This is a genomic window from Neobacillus canaveralius (assembly GCF_047237705.1).
GTDB lineage: Bacteria > Bacillota > Bacilli > Bacillales > Cytobacillaceae > Neobacillus > Neobacillus niacini_K.
Map to the genome: position 1 here is coordinate 5,205,255 of NZ_JBDFLL010000001.1, position 16,237 is coordinate 5,221,491.

The 16,237-nt window shown below is 37.5% G+C and carries 18 protein-coding genes; 1 reads left to right on the top strand and 17 read right to left on the bottom strand.

Annotated features, from left to right (window positions below; translation table 11 throughout):
• Positions 1-27 precede the first annotated feature (27 nt).
• The 17 genes from ABC255_RS25480 to ABC255_RS25560 form a co-directional block, all read right to left on the bottom strand.
• On the bottom strand, positions 28-1,083 hold the full coding sequence (locus tag ABC255_RS25480) for a sensor histidine kinase (RefSeq protein WP_412997834.1): 1,056 nt from the start codon (positions 1,081-1,083) through the stop codon (positions 28-30).
• Between the two features lie 17 nt (positions 1,084-1,100).
• Complete coding sequence (locus ABC255_RS25485; protein WP_412997836.1) at positions 1,101-1,547, bottom strand: GAF domain-containing protein; 447 nt, start codon at positions 1,545-1,547, stop codon at positions 1,101-1,103.
• 15 nt (positions 1,548-1,562) lie between these two features.
• On the bottom strand, positions 1,563-2,216 hold the full coding sequence (locus ABC255_RS25490) for a response regulator (RefSeq protein WP_335535662.1): 654 nt from the start codon (positions 2,214-2,216) through the stop codon (positions 1,563-1,565).
• Positions 2,217-2,237: 21 nt separating this feature from the next.
• The gene (locus ABC255_RS25495) at positions 2,238-2,891 is read right to left on the bottom strand and encodes a sensor histidine kinase (protein WP_412997838.1); all 654 of its coding nucleotides are present in this window, start codon (positions 2,889-2,891) and stop codon (positions 2,238-2,240) included.
• 34 nt (positions 2,892-2,925) lie between these two features.
• Positions 2,926-3,198: a hypothetical protein gene (locus ABC255_RS25500; protein WP_412997840.1), complete on the bottom strand. Its 273-nt coding sequence runs from the start codon at positions 3,196-3,198 to the stop codon at positions 2,926-2,928.
• On the bottom strand, positions 3,185-3,496 hold the full coding sequence (locus ABC255_RS25505; protein WP_335535659.1) for a hypothetical protein: 312 nt from the start codon (positions 3,494-3,496) through the stop codon (positions 3,185-3,187). The genes ABC255_RS25500 and ABC255_RS25505 overlap by 14 nt, the downstream gene beginning before the upstream one ends.
• Positions 3,489-3,680, bottom strand: coding sequence for a hypothetical protein (locus tag ABC255_RS25510; protein ID WP_412997841.1), 192 nt, complete (start codon positions 3,678-3,680; stop codon positions 3,489-3,491). The genes ABC255_RS25505 and ABC255_RS25510 overlap by 8 nt, the downstream gene beginning before the upstream one ends.
• Positions 3,670-4,194, bottom strand: a complete 525-nt coding sequence (locus ABC255_RS25515; RefSeq protein ID WP_412997843.1) for a QcrA and Rieske domain-containing protein — start codon at positions 4,192-4,194, stop codon at positions 3,670-3,672. Before ABC255_RS25515 ends, ABC255_RS25510 begins: the two co-directional genes overlap by 11 nt.
• 12 nt (positions 4,195-4,206) lie before the next feature.
• Positions 4,207-4,767: a 4Fe-4S dicluster domain-containing protein gene (locus ABC255_RS25520; RefSeq protein WP_063253156.1), complete on the bottom strand. Its 561-nt coding sequence runs from the start codon at positions 4,765-4,767 to the stop codon at positions 4,207-4,209.
• On the bottom strand, positions 4,768-6,957 hold the full coding sequence (locus ABC255_RS25525; protein ID WP_412997845.1) for a molybdopterin oxidoreductase family protein: 2,190 nt from the start codon (positions 6,955-6,957) through the stop codon (positions 4,768-4,770).
• Entirely contained in the window at positions 6,944-8,026 is a 1,083-nt protein-coding gene (locus ABC255_RS25530; protein ID WP_412997847.1) for a hypothetical protein, read from the bottom strand. The genes ABC255_RS25525 and ABC255_RS25530 overlap by 14 nt, the downstream gene beginning before the upstream one ends.
• A gap of 140 nt (positions 8,027-8,166) precedes the next feature.
• The gene (locus tag ABC255_RS25535; protein WP_412997848.1) at positions 8,167-9,354 is read right to left on the bottom strand and encodes a hypothetical protein; all 1,188 of its coding nucleotides are present in this window, start codon (positions 9,352-9,354) and stop codon (positions 8,167-8,169) included.
• A gap of 141 nt (positions 9,355-9,495) precedes the next feature.
• On the bottom strand, positions 9,496-10,659 hold the full coding sequence (locus ABC255_RS25540) for an HD-GYP domain-containing protein (protein WP_412997850.1): 1,164 nt from the start codon (positions 10,657-10,659) through the stop codon (positions 9,496-9,498).
• A gap of 193 nt (positions 10,660-10,852) precedes the next feature.
• Entirely contained in the window at positions 10,853-12,103 is a 1,251-nt protein-coding gene (locus tag ABC255_RS25545) for an ATP-binding protein (protein ID WP_412997851.1), read from the bottom strand.
• 184 nt (positions 12,104-12,287) lie between these two features.
• Positions 12,288-13,703: a branched-chain amino acid transporter BcaP gene (bcaP, locus tag ABC255_RS25550; RefSeq protein ID WP_412997852.1), complete on the bottom strand. Its 1,416-nt coding sequence runs from the start codon at positions 13,701-13,703 to the stop codon at positions 12,288-12,290.
• Between the two features lie 264 nt (positions 13,704-13,967).
• Positions 13,968-15,236: an ATP-binding protein gene (locus tag ABC255_RS25555; protein WP_412997854.1), complete on the bottom strand. Its 1,269-nt coding sequence runs from the start codon at positions 15,234-15,236 to the stop codon at positions 13,968-13,970.
• A 90-nt stretch (positions 15,237-15,326) separates the two neighbouring features.
• Positions 15,327-15,776, bottom strand: a complete 450-nt coding sequence (locus ABC255_RS25560) for a hypothetical protein (RefSeq protein ID WP_412997856.1) — start codon at positions 15,774-15,776, stop codon at positions 15,327-15,329.
• 138 nt (positions 15,777-15,914) lie between these two features.
• Here ABC255_RS25560 and ABC255_RS25565 point away from each other — a divergent pair, with 138 nt between their 5' ends.
• Positions 15,915-16,235 carry a hypothetical protein gene (locus ABC255_RS25565; RefSeq protein ID WP_412997858.1) on the top strand — a complete coding sequence of 107 codons (321 nt, stop codon included), beginning with the start codon at positions 15,915-15,917 and terminating at the stop codon, positions 16,233-16,235.
• The last annotated feature ends 2 nt before the right edge of the window (positions 16,236-16,237 follow it).

Consider the following 16,237-nt stretch of genomic DNA (forward strand, 5'->3'; position numbering starts at 1 on the left):
ACCAGGCATCCATGCTTGGTTCTATTTTTATTGTTTCGGAGTAGACGGGACTTCTAGAATTATCCTTGTCCCTCTCCCAGGTAAAGAGTTGATCGTAAGTTCTCCACCTACAGCCCGGGTTCTTTCATCCATACTGAAAAGGCCAACGCCACGGGATTGGGAATCCAGATCAAATCCTATTCCTTTATCCTCAATCATTACTCTAACAATTTCATCAAATTCTCTAATTGTGACACTTGCATTGGAAACTTCCGCATACTTACGAATATTCGTTAAGGCTTCCTGAATGATACGATAAATTGTTAGTTCAATGCTGATGTCTAAGCGGCGATTAAGTACGCACTCAAAAAAAACATCGATATGATAGCTTTCTGAAAAACGGGACAGGAAAGAACGAATCGCAGGAACAAGTCCAAGATCATCTAATACAGAAGGACGCAGTTCCCATGAAATATCCCGGATTTCCTCTATCAGTTGGGTTGCTTCTTTCTGCATTTGCTCTAGCAGAGGATGATCCATTTCAGAAAGCAAGCGATTGATGGTAATGAGGTGACTATATAAATTCTGCCCAATACCGTCATGTAAATTTCGGGAAAGCCGCTTTCGTTCTTCTTCCTGAACATCGATGATTGTTGTCATCATTTTCTGTAATTCGTGTTCAACCCGCTTTCGTTCGGTAATTTCGTAGCGGATTGCTAAATATTGATACGGTTTTCCCTTATCATTCATAAATGGAACAATAGTAGTATCGACCCAGTAAAATGTTCCATCTTTTGCACGGTTGCGAATTTCACCCTTCCAAACCTTCCCTGAGCCAATTGTTTTCCACATTTCTCTAAAAAAACCGTTTGGGTGGTATCCAGAATTCAATATTCGATGGTCCTGACCTAGAAGTTCTTCTTTTGGATACTTGGATATTTCGCTAAATTGTTCATTAATATATGTAATCGTACCCCTTGAATCTGTAATCGCCACAATTGAAGATTCATCAAGGGCAAACTTTATATCAATTAATTCCTGCATGGATTTTTTTAATTCTAACTCAAGGTTGGCAAACTCACGCTGCTGTCGGTCTCTCTCCATACATATCCCCCTTTAGCCTATTTCGGGTTTTGTAATATCTGCTCTAATTCCAAGGCAGCATCCTGAACCATTTCCTGGTCGTCTTCGGAGAATGTGTATTTTTCCCTTCTCCCAACTAGCAGCACACCTTTTGGTAAAGAATTTAAAAAAATAGGCACTGCAAAGCAGGAAATAAGTTTCTCAGCAAGCATAATAGGATGATCTGTCACCTTTCCATAAATATCATTCGGAAAATCAATCAACATCATAGGACTGCCGCTTGAAATAATTTTCCCAGCGATGCCTTTTCCAAACCGAACGGTGATTCTTTTATATTTATCATTTAAATTACCTGAAGCATAATGCCAACTTACATCTGGCCCCACCTTATTTTGAAGCGCTAAAGCGACAAATTCGCAGCTTATTCTTTTCTTTAATCCTTCACAGACTTCATTTACCCGTGACATTTCCTTAATCTCGGTCATCCTAGAAAATACTCCTTAAATACCATAGCCTAATAACCCCTTTTTAACAGCAAATTCAACCAATTCCGGTCTGGTTTTCATCTGCAGTTTTTCCATTAGGTTTCCTTTATGGGATTCCACCGTTTTTACGCTGATCACTAATTGCTCAGCAATTTCTTTATTAGAAAATCCTTTTGCAATAAGTGTAAGGACTTCTTTTTCCCGATCGGATAAAAGATTATAGGAATCATTACTGCCAGTTTTGAGGCCGCCCAGATATTCTTCCATTAGTCGCTTCGTTGCTGCAGGATGGAGGTAGGCATTTCCATTGGCAACTGATTCAATTGCAGACATTAACTCATCATGTGGGGCGCTTTTTAAAATACAGCCAGAGGCTCCCGCCTGAACAGCCCGGAATAAGTATTCCTCATCATCATGCATGGTTAAAATTAAGATATTAACTTCAGGCATTTGCTTTTTTAATTCACCGGTGGCTGATAATCCATCTTTTCCATGCGGCATGCTTAAATCCATTACAACAACATCTGGTTTTAGCTTTAACGCTTTTTTGATGCCTTCATTACCTTCAGAAGCTTCTCCCACTACTTCGATTTCAGGATTTGTATTTAACAGCATTTTTAAGCCGCTTCTTACTACAGCATGGTCATCAACTAATAAGATTTTAATCAAATGGTAACTCCCCTTTACTTCCTAGATAGGAAGAGATATTTCAATAGACGTACCTTCTCCTATTTTAGATGAAATTTCACACTGTCCGCTAGTTAGAAGCATTCTCTCCTTCATTGTAGCAATTCCAAGTGCATAAGGGTTCTTTTCTAGATCTTCTTTTTGAAAGCCTCTGCCGAAGTCAAAAATAGTAATTTTTAATTCACTGTTACTCCACGCAAAATCCATCTTTACATTTGATGTATCAGCATATTTGGCAATGTTAGCAAGCGCCTCCTGACAAACTCGAAAAACTGCAATACTATTTTGTTCTTGTATATGCTTTTCTTCTCCTGTGGAGGAAAGCTCAACTAAAATTCCAAAAGTAGAAGTGTAAACCTTAATATAACTCTTTATAGCTGGAAGCAATCCCAGAGTGGTAAGGGCAGGAGGGTACAGTTCAACGGAAAGTAGTCGAATTTCCTGCATAGTTTTCTCGATCAACTGAGTCATTTCGTGTAAATGATTTTTAAAATGTTCCTCGTTTATCCCGGATTCAACCATTTTTAAACCCGTTAGAATGCTGAATAAGTTTTGTCCCACACCTTCATGAAGTTCTAGGGAAATTTTCTTAATTTCCTCCTCCTGGGCTTGAATGATATAGGAACCAATTTGGTTGCTTGATGCAGAGTACTCCACTACTTTCCCTCCTTTACCGTTTTCTATTGAAAAACTATACTCTTCTAAATGTATAAGTTAACCCACTTTCCGTGTTAGACGCGGAAAACAACGTTCCGGATTGAGCCATATCGCTGGCAAGAGGAACAGCTATAAAATTGAAATGATCAAAATAGAAGCGGATATGCGTATGATCAGGACAGTACTCAATTTTTTCAATCTTCTTATTTATAACTGGTGCTTGGTCTCCACCCTGTTGGTCATGAACACTGATTTCTACAGCAGTCCCAACAAAACCTTGCAGTTCTTCCAGATTAATGGGTTCCACAGCTATTACACCCTCTCTTTACAGGGTAGATGAACATTTTATAGCCTTGAAGATACTCCCAAAACATCTCGCCTGCATTTTCTTCAAGGAAAAGGATCGTTTCTTCCTCTGAATTCCAATCACTCATCCCTTTTACCTCGGCAATTACTAATTCTGCACCCTCAATGGTCTTTTCCTCCAGGTACCATTTCAAACGTTTCTTCCCAAATGTCTCTTTTAATATTTGTTCAATTTCATTGGAAAATCCGCCTGATTCTCCTCGCATAAAACAGAAATCAAGATACGTTTCACTAGTCATTAACATTCACACCTTTTTTATAGATGAGAAACGCGAGTGGAAATAATACAACATTCATGACCGCGGCCACAATGGTATTTACATAATTTTGATAAAAATATTGATGGACCATATATTGTGTAACAATGATATTCAGCATTAACACTGCAAGAAGGATGGCAACAGGAAGGTAACTACGCTTCATATCGTTTCACCCCCACAGCATAAACAGCGCCGTTTTCTACTTTTACATAAACTTCTGGCAATGGACGTCTAGGCGGGCCTGCAGTCGGTGCTCCTGTTTCAACATCAAATTTTCCGTGATGGCAAGGGCAAAGCAAATCTCCTTCTTCCTTTTGCCAGAACACCGGGCAGCGGAGATGTGTACAGGCATTTTGATATGCCACATATTTATTTTCGGATAGTCTAATTAATATCGCACTATCATGCTCACCAGGGAAATGAAAATCCACAGCATCACCAATAGGAATTGATTTTACGTCCACAATTTTTTGTTTCGGATATTTCTTATCTCCTAAACCAATGAGTTCTTTTGCGGCAACTGCTCCCCATGGAAGTGAGGAAACAGCGAACACTCCTGCCGCACCGACCAAGGTCTTCATAAAACCACGGCGATCTAGTTTCCTTTCATTGTTGCGGTTTATATTATGTGTATAGTTATCTTCATTGAACGGGATTTTATTATTTTTATCTGTCATGGTTAATCCCTCCTAAAACAATTTCGTGACACCCTGCAGGATACCAGGGAGATTCACTCTAACATTGGTTTCGCCTTCTAAATAAGGCATGCTTGTAACCCATTTACCATTATCTAAATTAAATTGCTTTTGTTTTGCTTCAATTTCTTCATCTGTTAACCATTGCAATGTATTGGATGGACATACACTTGCGCACATTGGAGGGATTCCGTCTTTTGTGCGGTCAATACAAAGGTCGCACTTATACATTAGATTTTGCTCGGTATCGAATTTCGGAATTCCGTATGGGCAGGCAATTGTACAGTTCTGACAGCCAATGCATTTCTCCACTAGAGCCGAAAGAACGGCCCCTGTTTCATGGATTTGGATCGCTTGTGCCGGACAGCTTCTTGCGCACGCTGGATTCACACAGTGAAGGCACATTAGAGGCATGGTTTGTCTGTTAACAAGCGGGTTAACATCGTATACATAGTTACGATTACGCTCTTCATGTCCACCACACTGTGTACAAGCAGCCAAACATGAACGGCAGCCTATACAATTTTCAAGTTCTAGATATAGCCTCTTTTTCATTTACTGCACCTTCTTTAGTTCTAGTTTTTCAATCTGCGCTGCACATGCTTTAAATTCCGGCATTTTTGAAATAGGATCCAGTGCGCCAATTGTTAAAATATTGATAGATTTTTCATGACCCCAGTGGTAAGGAACAAACACCGTATCCTTACGAATGGCTTCGGTTATTTTTACTTGATAAAAAGCCTCTCCCCTTCTTGTGAAAAGGCGGACTATTTCTTCGTGGTTAATACCATACTTTTGTGCTGTTTCTGGATGTACTTCTACAAAAGGCTCTGGACTCATATCACGCAAGAATTGTATTCTTCTAGTTTGATTACCTGATAGATAGTGATACACCACTCGACCAGTTGTTAAACGAAGTGGATACTCTTGATCCGGTTCTTCTGCTGATGGTCTGTAAGGTAAGGCAAAGATTTTCGCTTTTCCATCTGGATGATAGAATTTTTTATCTAAGAACAAATGAGGTGTACCCGGATCACTTTCGTCTTTACATGGCCAGAACACTCCATCTTGCTTGTCGATTTTTTCCCAGGTTACTCCATAATAATCAGCTGTTCCACCTTTTGAAGCTACACGAAGTTCATTAAATACATCTTTAGAGGTTTTCAAGTGTGAAAAGTATTTACCGCGACCCATGCGCTCTGCGATTTCCACTTGAATCTGCCAGTCTGGCTTAGATTCTCCCAGCGGCATTTGCGCTCTATTAATCTTAATAATTCGGCCTTCTACATTCGTTGTTGTCCCTTCATCTTCCGCCCATGTTGTAGTAGGGAGCACCACATCTGCAAATTCAGCAGACTCTGAAAGGTAAAAGTCAACGCATACCATAAAGTCCAAGTTTTTCATCTGTTCACGCACATAATTTAAATCTGGTGCAGAAACAGCAGGATTGGAACATAAAAGGTATAAGGCACGAATCGTCTTTTGTTTCATTAAACCAAACATTTCAAATGCAGAAACACCCTCTTTTGGCATTTCTTCAGGCTCGATGCCCCAAACCTTAGATATATACTCCACGTGCTCCGGATAAGCTATTTTTCGATAGCCTGGAAGAGCATCTGCCTTTTGTCCGTGCTCACGACCGCCTTGACCGTTTCCTTGTCCTGTAATCGTCGCAACACCTGCTTTTGGACGGCCAATTTTCCCAGTTACAAGTGCCATATTTGTATAAGCAGAAACGTTATCTACCCCTTTAATTTGCTGCTCAATACCTCTTGCGAACATAACAATAGCATTTGGTGCCTTTCCATATAGTTCAGCCGCACGGATAATTTTCTCTGGTGCCACACCTGTTATTGCACTTGTGTACTCTGGTGTGAATTCTTTTACAAGCTGCTTTGTTTCTTCAAATCCATTGGTGTGATTTTTAACAAATTCTTCATCGGCATAGCCATTTTGGATAAGTAAATTTAATATTCCATTTGCAAGTGCAAGATCTGTACCAGGTCTTAAATCTAAATGGACATCTGCTCTTCTTGCAACTGGTGTTTCCCTTGGGTCTGCAACAATTACATAGCCGCCTCTTTCTTGAACTGCCCAGATACGAAACATGGATGTTGGATGACATTCTGCTGTATTGCTTCCTGCAAGAAAGATACAGTCTGTTTCATGTACATCTGTCCATGGAACGGTTGAACCTCTATCAATCCCCAGAGAACGATTCAATCCACCGGCTGCACTGGCCATACAGAATCGTCCATTATAATCAATGTAGCGTGTTTGCAGTCCTACACGAGCAAATTTACCTGTTAAATAACATTTTTCATTCGTCATTGAAACGCCGCTATACACGGAAAGTGAATCCTTTCCATATGTTGTTTGGAGCTCGGTGAACTTTTTCACGATAAGGTCGTAAGCCTCATCCCAGCTTGCTTCACGGAAGCCTTTATTCGTCCCTTTTAATGATTTATCATCACGAATTAACGGTTTTAATAAACGATCTTTATGATTTACCTGCTGGTAAGCAGTAACACCTTTCGGGCACATCTTACCAAGAGTAACTGGCCAATCATAACGCGGCTCTACCCCGATAATTTTGTTTGTTTTTGTATTTACTCTTAAGTTCATCCCACATTGCATGGCACAATAACTGCAGTGTGTTTTGACTAATGTTTCATTTGGATGGTTTAAGTTTTCAATTTCTTTAAAATACTTATCTCTTTCGTTCTTAAAATTAACCTCTTGCATTCTGGTTTGCCTCCTTAACCTTCACTTGGTGCGTTGCGAATCCTGAGAATCTTGAAATACGATATTTTCTACGGCATGGGAGGCATAATTCAGCAAGATTAAAGCCATCTTCCATGTTAAATTCGATCGCATTTACTCCCAATACTTGAATAACATCATTTGACTGTTCAACAGATACGAAATGATTTCCGCATACCTTACACTTTTTCTCTTCCTGTTCAGCGTAGTGCTCACGATAGTTCCTCGCAAAAACACTTACCGGACGGAAAGGAATATGAGCAAGTTTCCCAAATGGTAAATAAATGAGCGTTACGATTACTGAAAATTGATGTATTAATGACATTTGCGGCTGCATCCAGCCATGTAAGAAAACATTTTGAACGGTTAATAATAGTCCCGTAATTGAAATAAATAACAGTAAATATAATGGCAGGAAGTCGTAGATAAACTTTTGTTCCGCTCTTGCCTGCATGTTTTTTAAGCGTCGGTGTAAAGCCATACATACACCTGCCGTTACCATAATAGCTGCAATATTTAATGCATTATAGGAAAACCAAGCAATAATTCCGTCAGCCTTTACTTCCAAAAGATTCATTCCCATTAAAACGATCGTGTAATAGCCGTTATCATCCATTGTGAAGTACATCCAGCCAAACACGAGCGGAAAGGTAACCAAACAAGCAAGCACACAGCCCCAGCCGATTAAAATGTGCTGGACCCAACGGTACAATCCGCGGTTTTTAATAAAGTCATAGATGGCGAGATGGTTAACCGCAGTCTTAGGTGTGCTTTTTCTTTTTAAAAGCTTTAAACCTTTTTTGATTAAGATTTTAGTTGGCGGTCTTTCGCCCCATGCAATAAAGCGATAGAAAAATCCTCCGATAAAAACAATGGTTCCAACCATATATCCGTACAGATTTAAATCAACATGTGTGAACATTCTAGTTGCGATAAACGAAAGAATACCAATCGCTAAAACAGTTAAAAACATAGATTTAGCAAACTTAGATGCAAAAGCATTATTGATGGAGTGTTCCGATTTTTTATTTATTGGCGTATTTGTCTGCATTTTAGCTCCTCCTAAAAAAATAACACTAACGAGTTTTCTTACTCTTATTGTAAGAAAATCGTTAGTGTTATCTATATAGGGGAACTCCCCTATCCGTCGGGGAAAAAACCCCTATTAATTTACTTTCAGACAAATCTTTGTCACATTTTATTAAGAAGGTATTTTTTCCGCCAAGAATATAGAAGCAAAATAAGAAAAATGCTGACCTGTAATGAAAAGACTACGGCATCCCAAAACAGTAAACTTGTTGGCGATTTTGCAAATCCAGGGAGAATCTGTTCCCCCACATGAATTATTTCTGGAATATAATAATTAAAGTATAGGAAAATGGTAATAACAAACCCTAAAAAATATAGGAGTGTGTAGAAGGAAACGGTTCTTTTCTCACCTGAAAAAATCACCTCATCCATTTGTTCTAATTTTAAAAATGAAAGCCGCTTTCTAATTGTTTGCTTGGCATTTTCCATCAGGTTGTAACAGCCCGAGACGTTCTCAAAGACATAATACAAGTCTGTTTTCATATAAATACAACATTGAAAGATCATTCTCAAAACAATATCAAAGGCCGCAAGGTGCATTAACCCGATGATAAACTCGGAACTATTCGGAAACAACAACTGGCAAATTAACGCTATAAAAAGCAAAGTGGAATCAAAATAGAGACCTGCTAAGAAAAGAATATTCCGATCCTTAGGCGGTAATCTCCAGATAGAAGACATATCTGTTAACAGCACAACAAAAAAAATCCGGTGGCCAATTTCCATTTTTGTTGGAAGATTGTGTGCCCTAATTGCCAGAACATGACCAAATTCATGCAATAACACAAATAGAAAACTAAACGCCATCCAAAAGATTACATTCACAACCATAATATCAAAAACAAAAATATCATCTCGGTGGGGAAATAATGAAGGATTAACAATGAATATTACTATATTTAATACGAGTATTACACTATACAAGAAGACGGTAAACTTATTAAAGAAGAATCTGCCTAGTTTAGGAGAAACCCATAACATCCCCGATGGTTCTTTTGAAATTTGCCTTTTTTCAATCTTTACACCATCAATCTGATCAATCAATTCCAGCTCAAATAGCTGATTGGTAAAATCGACTAAATCGACTTCATCTTCTGGGAATTTATCCAAAAGTGTTGTTTCAATTTCACCCAACTGCAACCCTTGATTCATCATATTAATTGCTTCAATACATATTTCAGGCATTTCAAAAAACTCACCAGAAAGCTTATCTTCGACGATATAATTCTTTTTATCTTTGTGAATATCAATAGGAACAATAGAAATACGCGAATGGAGAGTGATGTTCATCTAAAAAGCCGCTCCTCCACTAAATTTTTATAAATAAAGGATGCAAAGCTTTCGCTTGCATCCTGCTTTATTATATTATCTACCAGTATAAATGCACCACCAGCAAGTTGTTTTAACCTTCTTAAGCTTGCGGATTTTCATTTATTCCACCTCCCTAAGTAATTCCCATTTTTCTGTCCAAGGATAATTTTGGTGAAATTTAATCCATGCTGGATAAATCTTTTTGAACTTTTCAACCAGCAACGGATCAAATTGTGAACCCTGTCCTTTAATAATTCGGTTATACGCTTCTTCAAATGGCATTGCATCCCGGTATGATCTAGATGAAGTCATCGCATCAAATGCATCGGCTATTGCAGACACTCTTGCAAGTAAAGGTATTTCTTCTCCCTTTAATTGGTCCGGATAACCTTTACCATCCCAGCGCTCGTGATGAGAACGGATGACATAAATACTATTTTTTATTCCTTCAACATTCTTAACAGCCTCTGCACCTACAACGGGATGAGTTTTAATGATTTCAAATTCCTCATTCGTAAGTTTACCTGGTTTCATTAATATTTGGTCAGGTATATTCACTTTACCAATATCATGAAGCAAACAAGCATAATAAAAGGATTTTTGCTCTTCTTTTGAAAACTTGCCAATTTCATTCGCAAACATTAATGCATATTTGGCAACACGCTCACTATGTCCTCTAGTATATGGATCTTTTAATTCAAGTGTGGCAATTACTCCCTTTACAATGCCCTCTAATTGGTTATCATAGGAGGTGCTGAGTGCACGGACATACCCTTGAAAGCGGACTAATAAAAAGAACGACAATCCAGATAAAATTACAAGCAATACTATTGGCACGACTACTAAGGATGTTTTTAATAATATACCCGTAGCGATGTATTTTAGTGTAAATCCAAGTGTAACTGACCAAAAGTATTTCGTATTTAAGAAAATGGGCAACGATAGAATTAGAAATATCTCTACTACATTTCCACTCGTATAGCCGGCATTATTGCCATGAAATGATACTATATCAACAAGAAAAGATACACTTAAATAACTGACAATAAATACATATTTAATCCTATCTTGTTTACTTACCTTATTTAGATAATAGGCAATTCCCAGTATGACTAATAACACAATATAGTTGAGATACCATATTTTATTAGGAAGCCCAATGACCTCATTCGTTTCGATATACTCAGGACTAAAGTAATAGTAGAATAAATCCCAGCCTATTATTAAAATATATGATATTAATAAATACCATTTAACGGTTCGTTTTTCTTCATGTGGTATCATATAATCCTCCGTATTTCTCACACATGTTTATTATATAATTCGTTATGATTTGAAAAGATATAAGTACTTTTATACCTATATTTACCTCCAATTTCTAACAAGAACCTATATAATTCTGTATTCCTCTACATTATATCTTATTGGAGATACCGTTGTAACATATTATATTGATAGTTTTTGTATAATTATAGAATTATTTATTTCCAGAAATCTGTGAAATCGGTACTATTACATTAACCATTGTTCCTTTTCCAACACTGCTTTTTATCGTAATTTCTCCTTGATGGTCTTGAATAATTTGGTTTGATACCAATAATCCAAGTCCTGTTCCGTCCGTTTTAGTAGTAAAGAATGGTTCACCTAGATTAGGAATGCTGTCCTTAGCTATTCCACATCCCTCATCTTGGATCGAAATATTCATCATTTTACCGTCTAAAACCATCACATTTATCGTTATTCTACCACCATTTTGCATTGATTCAATCGCATTTTTTATCAAGTTAATAAATACTTGTTTCAACTGAAGAGAATCACAATCTAATGGAGGCAATGGTCCTGCAATTTTTGTTTCTATCGTTACGCTATGCCTTTCAGCTTGTTGTTGAGTAATCGATAACGTATAAGCAATAATTTCTTCAATATTTGCTTTATCGAATTTAATCTCTTTTGGCTTTCCAAGATACATCAGATCATTAACAATGGAATTGATACGATCAATTTCTTGAATCATAATAGGATAAAAATCATTTGAATTTGGATTTCTCTCCTGCTGCAGTTGGGTAAACCCTTTTAATGCTGAAAGGGGATTGCGTATTTCATGACCAATACCAGCTGCCATCTGTCCAATTACTGCCAGTTTTTCTTTTTGCCGAAGCTCTAAATGAACTGAAGTTAAAGAACTTATATACGAGGTAAACCGTGTTAATAGAAAATATGCTATAACAGAAAGAATAAAGAAAACAATTATTGGAAGTACAACATTAGATTCTTGTAAAATCACTCCAACAATTACGTATTTTCCTATCATAAATATAGAAGCAGTCCAAAAGTATTTTTTATTCACGAAGATAGGTGAGAAAAAAACAAATAACAATTCAACAATGTTTCCAGATCCATAAGGTTTGTCAGAACCTACAAATATAAACAGACTATTCATCGTTTCAATTGCCGCATAACTAAAAAGGTAAATATATTTTACAATATAAGGATTTCCCTTTTTGATAAAATAAAGTGCTATAGGAAGAAGCGCAAGAACAGCTATATGGAACAAAAATCCTAACCCATCACTGGATAAACCAAGCTTGCCTTCTTTCGTATAGAAAGGCACTAGATAGTACAAATAAATATCATATGCATAGAAAAACGTATAAAAAAGTGCTAGAAAAAATTTTATTGTTTTTGTCTCTTCCGAAATTAATCTAGGGCTCGTGGAGCTTACTTTCATTTCTGTTACTCCCTTAGGTATACATTTTAAAAGATGATTCAAATTATCTCCTACCATTTTACCACCTTTCTGTAAAAAATCCTTTTGTTTTTTTTGGAAATTCGATGAAATTCGACAAAATACTTCTATAACGTAAAAAGGACTTGGAATAATCCAAGTCCTCTTAAAGATTTAGTAATATGAATTAGCTTGCTTTATTCATTCTTTCTTTATTTTTATTTAATTTCGAATGTCTGCGTCCATAGCCAAAATAGACCACCAATCCGATTACAAGCCATATTCCAAAGCCTTTCCATGTAACAGCTGGAAGCTGAAGCGCTAAATATCCACAGAACAAGAAAGCCAATATAGGAATCCATGGTACAAAAGGTACACGGAAGCCTGTAGATGGTGCTTGCTTATTTTTACGAAGATATAAAATCCCAATGGAAACGGTCATAAAAGCAAAAAGTGTTCCAATGTTCACTAGTTCCGCAAGTTTATTTAACGGTAACACACCTGCAAAAAATGCAACTAACACACAGGTAATCCACGAATTAACAATCGGTGTTTGTCTTTTTTTATCTATCTTTGAAAACACCTTAGGCAGCAAACCATCGCGAGAAATTGCATAAAATAACCTTGATTGTCCATAGACCATAACAAGTAAGACGGTTGTAATTCCTGTGATTGCTCCTAAAGAAATAAAACCTGCCACCCAATCCTGGTTAATGTAATTAAGGGCAAATGCAACTGGATTTTTCACTCCAAGTTCTGTATAAGGAACAATTCCTGTTAAGATAGCTGAGACAACAATATACAAGATAGTACAAACCATTAATGAAGCAATAATTCCAATTGGCATGTTCTTTTGGGGATTTTTCACTTCTTCTGCAGCCGTAGCAACAGCATCAAAGCCAATATAAGCAAAAAATACAGTTGCGGCTCCGTTTACAACACCCGAGAAACCAAACGGCATAAATGGAGTCCAATTTGCAGGTTCAACATACCAAACACCCACAGCAATAAATAGTAGCACGACAGCTATTTTAATGGTAACCATGATGGTGTTAAGCCGTGCCGACTTTTTAACTCCTTGTGACAAAAGCAGTGTGATAATAAAGATTATCGCAATTGCTGGTATGTCCACATAAGTTCCATTTGCCGGATCATACGCACTTGATAGAGCCTTCGGAAGGTGAATTCCAAACCCCGAGAGAAGACCCTGAAAATAACCAGACCAACCGCTAGCAACTGCAGAAGAAGCAAGCCCGTATTCAAGGATTAAAACCCAGCCTAACATCCAAGCGATTAGTTCTCCGAAAATCGCATAACTGTAGGTATAGGCACTGCCTGAGACCGGTACGGTTGAGGCAAATTCCGCATAGCACAGGGCTGCAAATACACATGCCAGACCTGACAAAATAAATGAAATGATTAGTGCCGGACCTGCATGTTCAGCCGCTGCAACTCCTGTTAGAACAAATATTCCTGTCCCAATAATCGCACCTATTCCTAGCATCGTTAGATCAAATGCACCTAATTCTTTCTTCAAGGTTATATCTTTTTGTCCAACTTCCCTAATTAAATCTGTAATTGATTTTTTCCTAAATAAGCTCATGTCTATTACCTCCACGACATAAAGTCGAAATGTTCTGAAAATGTCTTCCTCAAAAATGTATATTGGTATAATATAATTAATTTATTAATAAAGCAATATATTTTGAAAAATTAATCATTTTCCTAATAATGACATTAAAACATAACCCTATAGCTATTTTTAACTATCTCAATAACTATATTAATAAAACATTTAGGTATACTTGGGTAAATACCTTCCAACACAAAAAAACTAACCCACTAATAAGCAGGTTAGCTTTGTATATCAAAAATTGACGATTTCCTTTTTACCTTCAGGAAGAATCATGGTAACTTCTGTCCCAATACCTAGTTTGCTCTCGTAAGATACTTTTCCCTTCATTGTTTCAATAATTCTTAAGGATACAGATGTTCCTAAACCTGTTCCCTTATCCTTTGTCGTATAAAACAATGTTCCTATTCGTGCAAGTTGTTCATGATCCATCCCTTTCCCAGTATCGGTTATATTAATATATGCATGATGGTCTTTAAGCTTATAGGTTATGGTTACTATTCCACCTTCAGGTGTTGCTTCAATCGCATTTTTTATTAAATTCACAAGGGCTTGTTTCAACTGGTTCCGGTCAGTCCTAAGGTAAAAAGCACTTGACTCAAGACTACTCTCTAATTGGACTCCTTGCTGTAAAGCTAGAGGTTCAAGAAGCATTTTGACCTCTGATAGCACATCAATCAGAGGGAATTCCTCTAATTTTTCAAATTGAGGTTTCGCAAAGTTTAAGTAATCGTTTATGATAGCCTCTGCACGGCCCAATTCACTTAATACAAGAGATAAGTAATCATAATTTTTCCCTTTCTCATCCTGCTGAATAAGCTGTATAAACCCTTTAACAACCGTTAGCGGATTTCGCACCTCATGGGCAATCGAAGCAGCAAGTTCTCCTAATGTATTAAGCTTTTCTGCTCTTTGTATTTCTTGCTTCATCCTTGATTTTTCCACTAAACCCTCATTCAGCTTAGCGGCAATAGCGACCGCAATTGTATCAATTATTCCAACGATTAGAAGATCTGGAATTTTCGTATTGAAGGTTAATGACTGCCCTTGGACGCTATGGAACGCTGTTAAGGATAAAAAGCAAACAAGCAAGGACCATGCACCGATTATTGTGGTGAGAAGTACTCTCTTATTTGGGGTGAATTTCCAAAATCTATTCATGATGAGGAAGGGCACAATTGCAATTAAAAAGGTATTCACAAGACCAAAAAGAACGGTTTCTCCACCCATGATAATTCGTGCTGTAAAAATAGTCGTGAAAACCATTCCTCCCGCAACAGGACCAGCATACAGAAAGGCTAAGATTAACGGAACATAACGCAAATCCCAACTAAAACCATAATTAGCATAAGAAAAAATCATGCAGGTAAGTGCTGCTATACTCTGCAATATGCCGCAAACAACAGGTGAATCGAGTTTTCTTTTATTATCGGTGAGAACACTATAAAGCAGAACTGGTGAAATTGTAATCAGCAAATTCAAAAGAAGTTTTTCCGCCAACATGTAATTGCCTCCAAGAAACATCTATATGATAAAACAATACGACATAAATCTTCAGTATCCTTCCATCATATTTATATTTCTTGTAATTTTTTATCGATTTTTACCAGAAAATGTCCCATAAAAAATGTAGCATCTTCGATCCTCATCTATCTCCCTTGAGTCAAGTTCAAACTCCATAAACTTACCGTCCTTTTGAAGGTAGATAATGTCGGAATGTAACGTTGCCAGTATCTCTTCATGACTCCAAACATCTTTTCCTTCCACTAATGTAGATGTTGTGCCCTTCAGTTCCCTGACTTCAAAACCAATGTGAGAATAGATTGTATCGGAGCTATCATTGGTGTAGCTATCTTTTGATACATACAAAACTGCCGTTCCATCCGGGTCCATAGCAGTGGCATTTACCACATATGTCTCTCCTTCTTTTACGAAGAATTCGCATGTCATTCTTGCGACCGCTTCAACAGGAGTAATATTTTGATAATTCCACAAGGCAGGATATTGTTTTAGCTCATCATCAAGTCGATATTCCAACCTCATTTGAATCCCTCTTTTCTTTTTCTTTTATCTTACCATTGTTTTCCTGAAATTTACTTTTATAATGTAATTATAACGAAGAAAAGCACAAGCGCCTTGCACAGGCTGCATGCGCTAGACATTTAAAAGGAGCGTGAGAAGGTGAAGAAAACCCAATGGTTAATCTCTGGCGTTCTTACTTCTCTTGTGGCTGGAACGACCTTGTCCGGTTGTTCCCAGGCACAGGACTTACCCCCAGTTCCAGAAGACACGGACTGTTCAGACTGGGAATGGGATGATGATGACGGAGTTTGGCAATGTGATGATACTAGGTCAAGTTACTATGGCCATTTCTTTTACGGAGGGATGTTTTTCAGAAGCAAATCCTCTTTGTTAAATTCATCTGCTTACAAGTCATATAAATCTTCCTCTAGCTTTAAGAGCGGATTCGGCAGCGGCTCTAAAGGTGGATTTGGAGGGTAATC